At 74.1% G+C, this 12,730-nt stretch carries 12 protein-coding genes; 6 read left to right on the top strand and 6 right to left on the bottom strand.

Features of this window, described 5'->3' with window-relative positions; all coding sequences use genetic code 11:
* Position 1: 1 nt before the first annotated feature.
* Positions 2 to 655: an HD domain-containing protein gene (locus tag ACFZP7_RS26405; protein ID WP_031015593.1), complete on the bottom strand. Its 654-nt coding sequence runs from the start codon at positions 653 to 655 to the stop codon at positions 2 to 4.
* A gap of 53 nt (positions 656 to 708) precedes the next feature.
* On the opposite strand from ACFZP7_RS26405, the gene ACFZP7_RS26400 reads away from it, so the two are divergent.
* The gene (locus ACFZP7_RS26400; RefSeq protein ID WP_385636132.1) at positions 709 to 1,737 is read left to right on the top strand and encodes a GlxA family transcriptional regulator; all 1,029 of its coding nucleotides are present in this window, start codon (positions 709 to 711) and stop codon (positions 1,735 to 1,737) included.
* Positions 1,738 to 2,190: 453 nt separating this feature from the next.
* Positions 2,191 to 3,084, top strand: coding sequence for a hypothetical protein (locus tag ACFZP7_RS26395; protein ID WP_127433819.1), 894 nt, complete (start codon positions 2,191 to 2,193; stop codon positions 3,082 to 3,084).
* A 91-nt stretch (positions 3,085 to 3,175) separates the two neighbouring features.
* On the opposite strand, the gene ACFZP7_RS26390 is transcribed toward ACFZP7_RS26395, so the two are convergent.
* Positions 3,176 to 3,619 carry a DUF6299 family protein gene (locus tag ACFZP7_RS26390; RefSeq protein WP_385636129.1) on the bottom strand — a complete coding sequence of 148 codons (444 nt, stop codon included), beginning with the start codon at positions 3,617 to 3,619 and terminating at the stop codon, positions 3,176 to 3,178.
* Positions 3,620 to 3,927: 308 nt separating this feature from the next.
* Between ACFZP7_RS26390 and ACFZP7_RS26385 the strand changes: the two genes are divergently transcribed.
* A complete protein-coding gene (locus ACFZP7_RS26385; RefSeq protein ID WP_030974582.1) occupies positions 3,928 to 4,152 on the top strand; it encodes a DUF5999 family protein in 225 nt (74 codons plus the stop codon).
* Between the two features lie 24 nt (positions 4,153 to 4,176).
* Here the strand turns inward: ACFZP7_RS26385 and ACFZP7_RS26380 are convergent, their stop codons facing one another.
* The 3 genes from ACFZP7_RS26380 to ACFZP7_RS26370 are packed head-to-tail and all read right to left on the bottom strand — an operon-like array spanning position 4,177 to position 6,638.
* On the bottom strand, positions 4,177 to 5,004 hold the full coding sequence (locus tag ACFZP7_RS26380) for an alpha/beta fold hydrolase (protein WP_385636125.1): 828 nt from the start codon (positions 5,002 to 5,004) through the stop codon (positions 4,177 to 4,179).
* A gap of 27 nt (positions 5,005 to 5,031) precedes the next feature.
* A complete protein-coding gene (locus ACFZP7_RS26375; protein WP_031015581.1) occupies positions 5,032 to 5,430 on the bottom strand; it encodes a RidA family protein in 399 nt (132 codons plus the stop codon).
* Positions 5,427 to 6,638 (bottom strand): acyl-CoA dehydrogenase family protein, encoded by a 1,212-nt coding sequence (locus ACFZP7_RS26370; RefSeq protein ID WP_385636122.1) that lies wholly within the window; start codon positions 6,636 to 6,638, stop codon positions 5,427 to 5,429. The genes ACFZP7_RS26375 and ACFZP7_RS26370 overlap by 4 nt, the downstream gene beginning before the upstream one ends.
* Positions 6,639 to 6,747: 109 nt before the next feature.
* Between ACFZP7_RS26370 and ACFZP7_RS26365 the strand changes: the two genes are divergently transcribed.
* The 3 genes from ACFZP7_RS26365 to ACFZP7_RS26355 all read left to right on the top strand — a co-directional run bounded on the left by ACFZP7_RS26365 (position 6,748) and on the right by ACFZP7_RS26355 (position 10,358).
* Positions 6,748 to 8,514, top strand: coding sequence for an AMP-binding protein (locus ACFZP7_RS26365; RefSeq protein ID WP_385638524.1), 1,767 nt, complete (start codon positions 6,748 to 6,750; stop codon positions 8,512 to 8,514).
* Positions 8,515 to 8,529: 15 nt separating this feature from the next.
* Positions 8,530 to 9,381 (top strand): PaaX family transcriptional regulator C-terminal domain-containing protein, encoded by an 852-nt coding sequence (locus ACFZP7_RS26360; protein ID WP_385636120.1) that lies wholly within the window; start codon positions 8,530 to 8,532, stop codon positions 9,379 to 9,381.
* 83 nt (positions 9,382 to 9,464) lie between these two features.
* Positions 9,465 to 10,358: a sulfotransferase family protein gene (locus ACFZP7_RS26355; protein WP_385636117.1), complete on the top strand. Its 894-nt coding sequence runs from the start codon at positions 9,465 to 9,467 to the stop codon at positions 10,356 to 10,358.
* Here ACFZP7_RS26355 and ACFZP7_RS26350 read toward each other — a convergent pair.
* Positions 10,346 to 12,727: a bifunctional salicylyl-CoA 5-hydroxylase/oxidoreductase gene (locus tag ACFZP7_RS26350; protein ID WP_385636115.1), complete on the bottom strand. Its 2,382-nt coding sequence runs from the start codon at positions 12,725 to 12,727 to the stop codon at positions 10,346 to 10,348. The two genes, ACFZP7_RS26355 and ACFZP7_RS26350, sit on opposite strands and share 13 nt — an antisense overlap.
* Between the last annotated feature and the right edge of the window lie 3 nt (positions 12,728 to 12,730).

Below are 12,730 nucleotides of genomic sequence, written 5' to 3'. Positions count from 1 at the left end.
GTCAGTTGCCCCAGCGCGCGGCGTCGGCCATGGTCTCCATCCGGGTCCTGTGCGGCGGCGTCGACCTCTCGCGCAGCAGTTCCGACGCCACGGAGAAGGGCGGGGCCTTCTCCGGACGGCGCTGTGCCTGGGCGACGATCTCGTCGGTGAGGGTGGTGGCCATGGACAGCCGCGGATAGGCGGCGTGGATCGCGGCTGCGGTGGCGTCGTCGACGCAGTCGGTGTCCCAGCCGAAGTCCATGCCGGTCCCCTGGTGCACCAGGGCGCACAGGGTGCCACGGCGCTCGGCGATGCCCGGCGTCGTGTGCAGGGCGACGGCCTCCCACACCGCGTCGACGGCGGCGGTGGGCAGGCCCTGAGCGGTGAGGAACTCGGCGGCCGTGTCGGCGCCGTCCACCTCGAACCGCTGGTGGCGGTCGCCCGCCCGGGTCAGGCCGATGTCGTGCAGGACGCAGGCCAGGAACAGCAGCTCCGGATCGAAGTCGCGCCCCGGCTCCGCACCGTGGTGGTCGGCGCGGAGACGGGCGAACAGGGCGCTGCGGACGCTGTGGTTGGCGGTCGCGGTGGACTCCGTCTCGCGCACCAGGGCCAGGGCACGCCGGGCGAGGGCAGTGTCGGGGAGCGGCGGGACGCCGGTGGTCATCTCGTCGTTCATGGCTTCGATGATCGGCCGCGCCAACGTCCGCTGACAGTGGCAGACTTGCCTGCATGCGAGAGGAAACTGCCACTCCCGCCGCACCGCACCGAGTGGCGGTACTGGTCCTGGACGACGTGCTGCCCTTGGACCTGGGCATTCCGGCCCAGGTCTTCATCGCCGTGCCCGGTGACCCCTACGAACTGATCCTGTGCGGACGGTCCGCGGGGTCGGTGCGGACCGCGGCGGGGTTCGCCGTGACGGTGGCGGCCGGTCTGGAAGCGGTGCGCGGCGCGGACACCGTGGTGGTCCCGGGGTACGCGCCGCACCTGCGGGAGCTGTCGGCGGACGTGCTCGCCGCGCTGGCCGGGGCCCACGCCCGGGGCCGGCGGCTGGTGTCGATCTGCACGGGTGCGTTCGCGCTGGCGGCAGCCGGGGTCCTGGACGGTCGCAAGGCCACCACCCACTGGAAGTACGCGCACGAACTGGCGGCTCGGTATCCGAGGGTGTCGGTGGACCCGCGCGTGCTCTACGTGGACGAGGGGCAGGTGCTGACCTCGGCGGGCGTCGCGGCCGGCATCGACCTGTGCCTGCACCTGGTGCGACGCGACCTGGGCGCACGGACGGCGAACCAGGTGGCGCGCTCCCTGGTCTCCGCTCCCCACCGCGACGGCGGGCAGGCGCAGTACATCGAACGGCCGCTGGCTCCCGAGGCGCCCGGGGTCACCCTCGCGTCCACGAGGGCGTGGGCGCTGGCCCGGCTGCACGAGCCACTGACGGTCCCGCAACTCGCCGCGCACGCGCACCTGGCGCCGCGGACCTTCGCCCGGCGGTTCGTCACCGAGACCGGCACGACGCCGCTGCGGTGGCTGCTCACCGCCCGGCTCGACCGCGCCCGGGAGCTGCTGGAGAGCACCGAGCTCGCCGTCGACCACATAGCCGATCGATGCGGTCTGGGCAGCCCGTCGAACCTGCGCCTGCACTTCCGGCGCGCACTCGGGACGACACCCACCGCCTATCGCGCGGCGTTCGCCCCGACGGCACGGCCGGACTTCGACCGGGCGCCCGCCCCGACGACGGCGGCCGGCCCGTCGGCCACCTGACCGTCCCGGGCGGGAGCGACGCCGGGAACCGGGTCCCCCGTGCCGTGGCGCGCCCGGCCCGCCGCAATCCTCGCTCCGGCCCGCATTCCGGCTTTTCGTACAGCGATACTTTCGATTCGATGTGAATTCTGGATTGGGTAAGTATCGCAGAATTCGTTCACTCGACTGCCGCGCATCCGACGGACAAGGCAGACGTTACTTCGGATATGACCAAGGAAAACGGGGAAATGGTGACGCTGGGCCCATACGTATATCGGCCCGGCAGAAACCACTGGTCGTCACCGAGCGATGGAACTCTGACCAGAGGTGGATTCCCCGTACCGCTGCGGGTGACCGAGCCCGTACTGCGGCGTTTCCTGGACGTCATGGCCGAGTTGGAGGCCGGATTCGCCGAGCGCTGGGGACGGTCCCAGGGGTCCTTGACGTACAGCCGGGCGGAGTGACCCGGAACCCATGCACGAGGAACGATTCGAGCACCACTTGTCCTACGGCGAGGGCCGGTTCCGCTCCGTGGGAACCGGACGGCACCGCGCGCCCGAGCAGAACTTCCAGCAGAACTTCCCGCAGAACTTCCAGGAGACGCTGGTCCCGCCGGAACCCGGCTGGGACCCCGCCGAAGAACTCGCGTTCCTGCTCCAAGACGCCATGGAACAGCAGGTTCCGCCGCTCCCGCACACGGCCGACTCGTCGGCCCTCTCCCCCGCGCCGGGCACGCCGCTGAGCAACCTCCAGGAGATCACCGCGGAGCTGCCGCCGCTTCGGGAGGCTCCCACGAGTCATCGCAGGATCCGCCGGAGGGTGAGCCGGCTGCGGGCCGCGAGCCTGTTCGTGGCGGCGCTCGCCGCGGTCATCGCCGCCTCCGTGAGCCTGTTCGGCGGCATGGTGGCCTACGAACCGCTGCGTCTGGCGGCCGTGACCCGCACCCGGGGCAGCGTGGTGTCCTGGTGGCCGCTGCTGGTCTACGGGCCCTGGCTGGTGGCGTCGCTGGCGGTGCTGCGGTCCGCGCTGCACCAGCGGCGCGCGGTCCACTCCTGGGCGGTGGTGCTGCTCTTCTCGGCCATCGCGATGCTGCTGTGCGTCGCCCAGGCGCCCAGAACGCCCAGTGACGCGGCGGCCGCGGCCCTGCCGGGGCTCGCCTCGCTGGTCTGCTTCCAGCAGATCGTCCGGCAGATCACGCTCACCCGTCCGCCCCGGCGTGCGGTGGTGCCGCGCCACCGGCACGGCGACGCGTCCGCGAGCGCCGACCCGGCCGGTGCGCCGGCCCCGGACCCGGTGTCCTTTCCGCGGCAGCGGAAGACCGCACCGCGCCCGCCGCGGCCCGGCATGGAGACCAGGAAGCGCCCCTGACGACGGCACCTTCGAACGCCATCGGCCCCGCACCACGTCGGTGCGGGGCCGATGGCGTGCGAGGGGCGGGTCCGGGGCGGGGTCCGGAGCCTCAGCCCTGGGCCAGGGTCACGTCCTGGCCGTGGCGCGCGTGGAAGGTGGGGAGCGGCACGATGCCCATGGGGCGCAGCTCCATCAGGGTGGCCTCGACGTGGGCGGCGCCGGGGTTGAGGGTGACCGAGTCGGGCGTGCCCGTGTTGACCCAGCGGTGCTCCTGGCCGTCGCAGACGGCGCGGGTGCCGCCGACGCCGTACCGGACGGACGGGTCGGTCTGACTGACGGTGGAGCTGACGTAGACGGGGCCGGTGCCGCCCGTGCAGCGGTAGGTGCCGGAGACCGTGACGGAGCCGTCCGCGGCGATGCGGCCGACCGGGTCGACGGTCACCGACTCCGTGACGTGGCGGGTGTCTTGGGGGGCCGCGGTGGCGGCGGGGGTGGCCAGCAGGACGAGGGCGGCGCCGGCGGCCGCGGCGAGGGCCGCGGGTCGTACGGGCATGGGGGACCTCCCGGTCGGTCGGATTGGGGCGTTCCACTGGTACCCGGCGCAGGGGCCGAGGGCGGTGACCGTCACCCCTTCGGTGGCGAGTCCCGCTCGGTGGTCAGTCCCGCTCGGTGGCGAGTCCCGCTCGGTGGCGCCTCCGGGTCGGTGGCGCCACCGGGTCCGGGCGTCGCGGAAGCGTCGCCGTGGTGTCCGGGTGTTGTCACGCTCGCGGGCCAGGGCTGGCGATGACTCGGCACGAGGCGCACGGTCTGTAGGTGCGACGGTCCCGACGACGGGACGGTCCCCCGACGTGGAGGTGCGCCATGTGTACCCACCGGTCCTCCTGCCCCGCGGCCGGCTCCCCCGCCGAGCGGCCCGCGTCCGCGCACGTCGTCGCGGCCCGCCCCGAGCAGGGGTGGAGCCTGCTGTGCGACGGCACGATCGTCTTCGACGACACCGGCGAACTGCTTCCCGACGGGCGGGTGGTCGCGCCGTGCCGGGCGTGGGCGGGGACCGGGGCCGAAGCCGGGTACCTGGCAGCCGCCTGATCGGGCTCGTCGGGTCGCAGGGGGTCAGCGCGTGTCGGCGATGAACTCCCGCAGCAGGGAGGCGAGCAGCTCCGGCTGGTCCTCGGGGATCAGTGTCCTGGTGTCCTCGATCTCCACCAGCCGCCCCTGGGGGAGCAGTTCGGCCAGGCGCCGGCCGTGGACGCGGGGCATCATCAGGTCCTCCAGGGCCCAGACGACGAGCGCGGGCCGGTCGAAGCGCCGCAACCCCTGGGCGGCCTCCAGCAGTTCACCGCGGCGCACGTGCCTGTGGTAGTGCCGGAAGTCGCGGCGTACGGCGGGGTCGGTGCGCAGCGGGCGCAGCCAGCCGTCGACGACCGCGTCCGGCACCGGCCGCTTGGTGAGCGCGCCGATGCCGACGGGGAGCCGGCGCAGCGGCTTCAGCCCGAGCACGCGGACCAGCAGGGACACGCCCCCGGGCACCCGGCAGGCGGCGCCGATCATCTTCCCGGGCAGCCCCGGCGGGTAGTTGTCGAACGCCTCGCACGCGATCAGGGCCAGCCGCGCGAGCCGCTCCGGGTGCCGGGCGGCCACCGTCTGGGCGCGTCCGCAGTCGTTCTCGACCAGGGTGACGCCGGTGAGGTCGAGGCGCTCGAGGAACTCCGCGATCAGCTCGTTGACCAGGTCCGGTGTGGGCGGCCGGGACAGGGGGCGGCGGTGGGCGCCGTAGGGCAGGGTCGGGGCGATCACCCGGTGGTCGGTGCGCAGGTCGGCGATCACCTTGCGCCAGACGGTGGCGTCGTGGACGAGCCCGTGGAGGAGGACGACGACGGGGCCATCGCCGCCGGTGTCCTCGTACTCGATGGTTCCCGCGGTCAGTCGGATGTCCGGCATGGCCGCACTCTAGGCGGCGCGGGTCGGCTACGGCAGTACGGCGAACCCGTCCAGTTCCACCAACGCCCGCTCGTCCCACAGGCGTACGACCTCCACGACCGCCATCGCCGGGTAGTCGCGGCCGGCCAGCTCGCGCCAGGTGCGGCCGAGCCGGGCGGCGTGGGCGCGGTAGGCGGCGACGTCCGTGGCGTAGACGGTGACGCGGGCGAGGTCGGCGGGGGTGCCGCCGGCGGCGCGCAGGGCGGTGAGGAGGTTGGTGAGGGCCGCTTCGAACTGGGCGGGGAGGGTGTCGCCGGTGATCCGCCCGTCGGTGTCGAGGGCGGTCTGGCCGGCCAGGAACACGACGCGGGTGCCGGTGGCGACGACGGCGTGGGAGAAGCCGGTGGGCGGGGAGAGTTCGGGCGGGTTCAGCCGTTCGGCGGTCATGTCCCGGCCTCCTCGGTCGTGGCGTCCAGGGTGCGGTACAGCTCCTTGGCGATGATGCCGCGCTGCACTTCGCTCGCTCCCTCGTAGACGCGCGGGGCGCGCACCTCCCGGTAGAGGTGTTCGAGGAGGTGGCCGCGGCGCAGGGCGCGGGCGCCGTGCAGTTGGACGGCGCGGTCGACGACGTACTGGGCGGTCTCGGTGGCGAGGAGCTTCGCCATCGCGGAGCGTCGGGGGACGTCCGGTGCGCCCTCGTCGTACGCCGTGGCCGCCGCGTACACCATCAGGCGGGCCGCCTCGGTGCGCAGGGCCATCTCGGCGGTCTGGTGGGCGACGGTCTGCAGGTCGCGCAGTCGGCCGCCGAAGGCCGTGCGGGCGGTGGTGTGCGCGAGGGTGGCGTCGAGGGCCGCCTGCGCCATGCCGACGGCGAAGGCGCCGACGCTGGGACGGAACAGGTTGAGGGTGCCCATGGCGACGCGGAAGCCCCGGTCGGCCTCGCCGAGGACGTCGTCGGCTGTGACGGGGACGGCGTCGAAGGCCAGGGCGCCGATGGGGTGCGGGGAGAGCATGTCGAGGGGGGTGCCGGTGAAGCCGGGGCGGTCGGCGGGCACCAGGAAGGCGGTGACGCCGCGGGCGCCGGCGCCGGGGGTCGTGCGGGCGAAGACGGTGTAGAAGTCGGCCTCGGGGGCGTTGGAGATCCAGCACTTCTCGCCGGTGAGCCGCCAGCGGGAGGGGCCGTCGCGGTCGGCGGTCAGGGCGGCCGGAGCGGTGGGGCCGGGGGCCTCGGTGTCCGCCCGCTCCGCGTCCGGTTCCGCGGCGAGGGACAGGGCCGCCGCGTCCGAGCCGGCGTCCGGCTCGCTGAGGGCGAAGGCGGCGACCGCGGTGCCGTCACTCACCCGGGGGAGCCAGCGGGCGCGCTGGGCCTCGGTGCCGTGAGCGTGCACGGGGTGGGCGCCCAGCCCCTGGAGGGCGAGGGCGGTTTCGGCCTCCGTGCAGGCGTGCGCCAGGGACTCGCGCATCAGGCAGAGGTCGAGGGCGCCCGAGGTGAACAGGCGGGGCAGCAGGCCGAGGGTGCCGAGTTCGGCGAGGAGGGCGCGGTTCACACGGCCCGGTTCGCCCTTGTCGGCGAGGGGCCGCAGCCGTTCGGCGGCCAGGGCGCGCAGCTCGGCGCACCAGGCGAGTTGTGCCGGTTCGAGCGAGAATGCGGTCATCGACGGTCCCTTCCCCTGCGACGTCCCCCGCTGCGGCCCTGCCGGCGGCGCCCGTCGCCTCCCGTACCCCGCTCATCGGGCCACGCCCGAGGTTATCGCGCACCGTTGACTGTCGTCACCAACACGATACGCTCGATGCGCGAGCCCACCACGACAAAGGGGGCGAACCGCCATGGCGCAGACGCACCGCACGGAGCCGCACCGCTCCGGCCACGTCGACACCTTCGCGCGCGACCATCTGCCGCCCCCCGACCAGTGGCCCGAGCTGCGCTTCGACCTGCCGGAGCTGCGCTACCCGCCCCGGCTGAACTGCGCGGCCGAGCTGCTCACCGGCCCGCCCGACGACCGGCCGGTCTTCCGCACCGCGTCCGGGGACGACTGGACGTACGGACGGTTGCGGGCCCGGGTCGACCGCCTCGCCCACCTCCTCACCGGCGACCTCGGTGTCGTCCCGGGCAACCGGGTGCTGCTGCGCGGCCCCACCACCCCCTGGCTGGCGGCCTGCTGGCTGGCGGTGCTGAAGGCGGGCGCGGTGGCGGTCACCGTGCTGGCCCAGCAGCGCCCGCACGAGTTGCGCGCGATCTGCGAGATCGCCCGGGTGCGGCACGCGCTGTGCGACGTCCGGGCCGTCGACGACCTCGCCAAGGCGGAGGTGCCCGGGCTGCGGATCGCGGCGTACGGCGGGGAGGCGCCCGACGACCTGTCGGCCCGCGCGGAGGACGGCACCCGGGCCGGCGAGGAGGGCGGCACGCGGACCGGCGAGGAGGGCGGCACGCGGACCGGCGCCGCGCCCGGCACGCCGTTCCCGGCCGCGGACACCGCGGCCGACGACGTGGCGCTGATCGCGTTCACCTCGGGCACCACCGGCCGGCCCAAGGGCTGCATGCACTTCCACCGCGACGTGCTGGCCATCGCCGACACCTTCTCGACGCACGTGCTCGGGCCGCGCCCGGACGACCTCTTCGCCGGCAGCCCGCCGCTCGGCTTCACCTTCGGTCTCGGCGGACTGGTGATCTTCCCGATGCGGGCGGGGGCGAGCGCCCTGCTGCTCGAACAGGCGGGCCCCAGACAACTGCTGCCCGCCATCGCCGAGCACCGGGTGTCGGTGCTGTTCACCGCGCCGACGGCGTACCGCGCGATGCTCGACGAGCTGGACGCGTACGACCTGACGAGCCTGAGGCGCTGCGTCTCGGCGGGCGAGAACCTGCCCGCGGCCACCTGGCGGTCCTGGCACGAACGCACCGGCCTGCGGATCATCAACGGCATCGGCGCCACCGAACTGCTGCACATCTTCGTCTCCGCGGCCGACGACGCCATCAGACCCGGCACGACCGGCGTCCCGGTGCCGGGGTGGCAGGCGCGCGTGCAGGACGGGACCGGCGCGCCGGTGCCCGACGGGGAGCCGGGGCTGCTGGCGGTGCGGGGCCCGGTGGGCTGCCGTTACCTCGCCGACGAGCGCCAGCGCGAGTACGTGCGGGACGGCTGGAACATCACCGGGGACACCTATGTGCGCGAGCCCGACGGGTACTTCCGGTACGTCGCCCGCGCCGACGACATGATCATCTCCGCGGGGTACAACATCGCCGGGCCCGAGGTGGAGGACGCCCTGCTGCGCCACCCGGACGTGGTGGAGGCGGCGGTGGTGGGGCGGCCCGACGCGCGCCGCGGGCAGGTGGTGGTGGCCCACGCGGTCCTGCGGAAGGGCGCCGAACGGGACGCCGACGCGCTGCGGGCCTTCCTCAGGGCGGAGCTGGCGCCGTACAAGTGCCCGCGCGAGATCCACTTCACGGACGCGCTGCCGCGCACGGCGACGGGGAAGCTCCAGCGGTACCGGCTGCTGCCGCGAACCGACCGTCCCCGCGGCGACCGGGCGTGACGCCGACGACATAAGATGATCAACGTGTCCGACCAGCACGCGCAGCACGCCCCCAGGTCCCTGATCGTCACGCTCTACGGCGCGTACGGCCGCTTCGCGCCGGGGCCGGTGCCCGTCGCCGAGCTGATCCGGCTGCTGGCCGCGGTCGGGGTGGACGCTCCCTCCGTGCGCTCGTCGGTGTCCCGGCTGAAGCGGCGCGGACTGCTGCTGCCCGCCCGCACGGCCGAGGGCGCGGCCGGCTACGCGCTCTCGCCGGAGGCACGGGAGTTGATGGAGGACGGCGACCGGCGCATCTACGCCACGGCGCCCTGCGAGGACGAGGGCTGGGTGCTCGCGGTGTTCTCGGTGCCGGAGTCGCAGCGGCAGAAGCGGCACGTGCTGCGCTCCCGCCTCGCGGGGCTGGGCTTCGGCACGGCGGCCCCCGGCGTGTGGATCGCCCCCGCCCGCCTGTACGAAGAGACCCGGCACGCGCTGGGCCGCCTGGGTCTGGACGCCTATGTGGACTTCTTCCGCGGCGAGCACCTGGGCTTCACCCCGACCGCCGACGCGGTCGCCCGCTGGTGGGACCTGGCGGCGATCGCCAAGGAGCACGAGGCGTTCCTCGACCGGCAGGCGCCCGTGCTGCGCGCGTGGGAGGACCGGGACGACACCCCGCCCGAGGACGCCTACCGGGACTACCTCCTCGCCCTGGACTCCTGGCGCCACCTGCCGTACACCGATCCGGGGCTGCCCGCCCGCCTGCTGCCCGAGGACTGGCCCGGCACCCGCTCGGCGGCCGTCTTCCGCGCCCTGCACGAGCGGCTGCGCGACACGGGGGCGCTCTACGCCGCCCTCGACGGCCGGCGCGCCCCCGACACCGGCGAGTGATCCCCGCCACACTTTCCGGCCGTCAAGGAACCCTCAGCCTCCTCAGATCCTCTTCTCAGATTCGTCACCTACCGTGCGGACGCATGAGCCTCGCACGCCACTTGAATCGGGCCCTCACCGCCACCACCGGTCTCCAGGTGCGGAGGGCTCCCCGGACGACGAAGGGGAGGAAGGAGCCCTGCGCTCCCCGGTCCGCCGAACGGCCCGCGGCCCCCTACCGATGTCCGCCGCCCGCGGAGCTGTCGACCGAGCGGCTGCTGCGGCAGCCGGTCTTCATCATCTCCTCCATCCGCTCCGGCTCGACGCTGCTGCGGATGATGCTGGGCGCCCACCCCCGGCTGCACGCCCCGCACGAGCTGCACCTGGGCCGGATGCGGGTCGACTGCACCAACTGGTTCTCCCAGCGGGCGATGAGCACGCTCGGCCTGGAGCGCGGTGACCTGGAGCATCTGCTCTGGGACCGCGTCATGCACCGGGAGCTGACCAGGTCCGGCAAGGACTTCGTCGTGGAGAAGACCCCGGCCAACGTGTACATGTTCCAGCGGCTCAGGGACTGCTGGCCCGACGCGCGCTTCGTCTTCCTGCTGCGCCACCCCGAGTCGATCGCCCGCTCCTGGCACGAGAGCGACCCCGTCAAACGGCCGTACGACAAGGCCGTCGGCGACGTGCTGCCCTACGTGCGGGCCGTCGAGAAGGCCCGCACGGACCACGCCGACGGCTGCACCGTGCGCTACGAGGACATCACCGCCGACCCCGAGCGGGAGATGCGCCGCCTGTGCGGGTACCTCGGCGTCGACTACGACCCGGCCATGCTCGACTACGGCCGCAGGAGCGACGGCGAGCTGGTCCGGGGCCTCGGTGACTGGCGGGACAACATCCGCACCGGCACCGTCCAGCCGGGCCGCGCGCTGCCCGGCGAGGACGAGATCGCCGAGCCGCTGCGTCCGGTCAGCGCGGCCTGGGGCTACACGTCCTGACGCCCGGCGTGGAGCGTGAGCCTGGGCCGGGGACCGTCGGTGCGGCCGGTCACCGGGCGGCGGCTGCCCGCCCGGTAGGGGGCCGGCCAGACGACACCGGGCCCCTCGTAACCCTGCTCGGCCGCCGCGTGGAGCGTCCAGTGCGGGTCGTAGAGGTGGGGACGGGCGAGGGCGCACAGGTCGGCGCGGCCGGCCAGGATCAGCGAGTTGACGTCGTCCCAGGAGGAGATCGCGCCGACGGCGATCACCGGGACACCGGCCTCGTGCCGGATGCGGTCGGCGAACGGAGCCTGGTAGGAGCGCCCGAACTCCGGCCGCTCGTCGGCCACCACCTGCCCGGTGGACACGTCGACGGCGTCGGCGCCGTGCGCGGCGAAGGCGCGGGCGATCGCCACCGCCTCCTCGGGGCTCGTGCCGCCCTCGGCCCAGTCGGTCGCGGACACGCGCACGGTCATGGGCCGGTCCTCGGGCCACACGGCGCGTACGGCGTCGAAGACCTCCAGCGGGAAGCGGAGCCGCTTCTCCGGTGAGCCGCCGTAGGCGTCGGTGCGGCGGTTGGTGAGCGGGGAGAGGAAGCCGGAGAGCAGATAGCCGTGGGCGCAGTGCAGTTCGAGCAGGTCGAACCCGACCCGCGCGGCACGGTGGGCGGCGGCCGTGAACTGCTCGCGTACGTCGGTGAGTTGCGCCCGGGTCAGCTCGCGCGGGACCTGGCCGCCCGGTCTGTACGGCAGCGGTGAGGGGGCCACCAGGGGCCAGTTGCCCTCGGGGAGCGGTTCGTCCATGCCCTCCCACATCAGCCGGGTCGAGCCCTTGCGGCCGCTGTGCCCGAGCTGCACGCCGATCGCGGTGCCGGGCGCCTGCGCGTGCACGAAGTCCGTGATCCGCCGCCACGCCTCGGCCTGGCGTCCGGTGTACAGGCCCGCGCAGCCGGGGGTGATGCGGCCCTGCTCGCTGACGCACACCATCTCGGTCATCACCAGTCCGGCGCCGCCCAGGGCCCTCGCCCCCAGGTGGACCAGGTGGAAGTCGCCGGGGACGCCGTCGGTGGCCGAGTACATGTCCATCGGGGAGACCACGACCCGGTTGCGCAGGGTCAGGCCGCGCAGCCGGAACGGGGTGAACATCGGGGGCGTCCCGGGCGGGCAGCCGAACTCGCGCTCGACGGACTCGGTGAAACGGGGGTCGCGCAGCCGCAGGTTGTCGTGGGTGACGCGGCGGCTGCGGGTGAGCAGGTTGAAGGCGAACCGGCGGGGCGGCTGGTCCAGGTACCGGGACAGGTCCTCGAACCATTCCAGGCTGGCCTTGGCCGCCCGCTGGGTGGAGGCGACGACGGGGCGCCGCTCCTCCTCGTAGGCGGTGAGCGCCTCGTCGACGGTGGGCTGTTCCTCCAGGCAGGCGGCGAGCGCGAGGGCGTCCTCCACGGCGAGCTTGGTGCCGGAGCCGATGGAGAAGTGGGCGGTGTGGGCGGCGTCGCCGAGCAGGACGACGTTGCCGTGGGACCAGCGTGCGTTGACGACCGTGCGGAAGGTGGTCCACGCCGACTTGTTGGACTTCAGCGGCCGGCCGCCGAGGGCGTCGGTGAAGATCTTGGCGCAGCGGGCGGTGGACTCGGCCTCGTCCAGCTCGTCGAAGCCGGCTGCCTTCCAGACCTCCTCGCGCATCTCGACGATGACGGTCGAGGCGTCGGGCGCGTACGGGTAGCCGTGGAGCTGCATCACGCCGTGTTCGGTCTCGGCGATGTCGAAGCGGAAGGCGTCGAAGGCGAAGTCGGCGGCCAGCCAGATGTAGCGGCAGCGGTGGGCGGTGAGACGGGGGCGGAACGCGTCGCGGTAGGTCGCGCGGGTGGTGCTGTGCACGCCGTCGGCGGCCACGACGAGGTCGTACTCCCGCGCCAGGCGGTCGGGGTGCGGGGCCTCGGCGCGGAAGCGCAGGTCGACGCCGAGGGCGCGGCAGCGGTCGTGCAGGATCTCCAGGAGGCGGCGGCGGCCGAGGGCGGCGAAGCCGTGTCCCGTGGAGGTCCGGCGGGTGCCTCGGTGGGTGATGTGGATGTCGTCCCAGCGGACGAAGTCGGCCTGGAGGGCCGCGTACACCGCCGGGTCGGCGTGTTCGATGCCGCCGAGGGTCTCGTCGGAGAGGACGACGCCGAAGCCGAAGGTGTCGTCGGGGGCGTTGCGTTCCCAGACGGTGACTTCGCGGTCGGGGGCGAGGCGTTTGAGGAGGACGGCGGTGTAGAGGCCGCCGGGGCCTCCGCCGATGATCGCGGTGCGCAGGGGGTGGCGTGCCGTCGCGGGCGAGTGCGGCGTCGTCGGGGTCGCTCGCGCGGTTCCCCGCGCCCCTGAGGCCGACAGGCCCCCCTGAGTCGAGGACATGCC

It is taken from the genome of Streptomyces sp. SudanB5_2050 (assembly GCF_964272335.1).
GTDB lineage: Bacteria > Actinomycetota > Actinomycetes > Streptomycetales > Streptomycetaceae > Streptomyces > Streptomyces rochei.
This window is presented reverse-complemented; position numbering and strand designations above follow the sequence as displayed.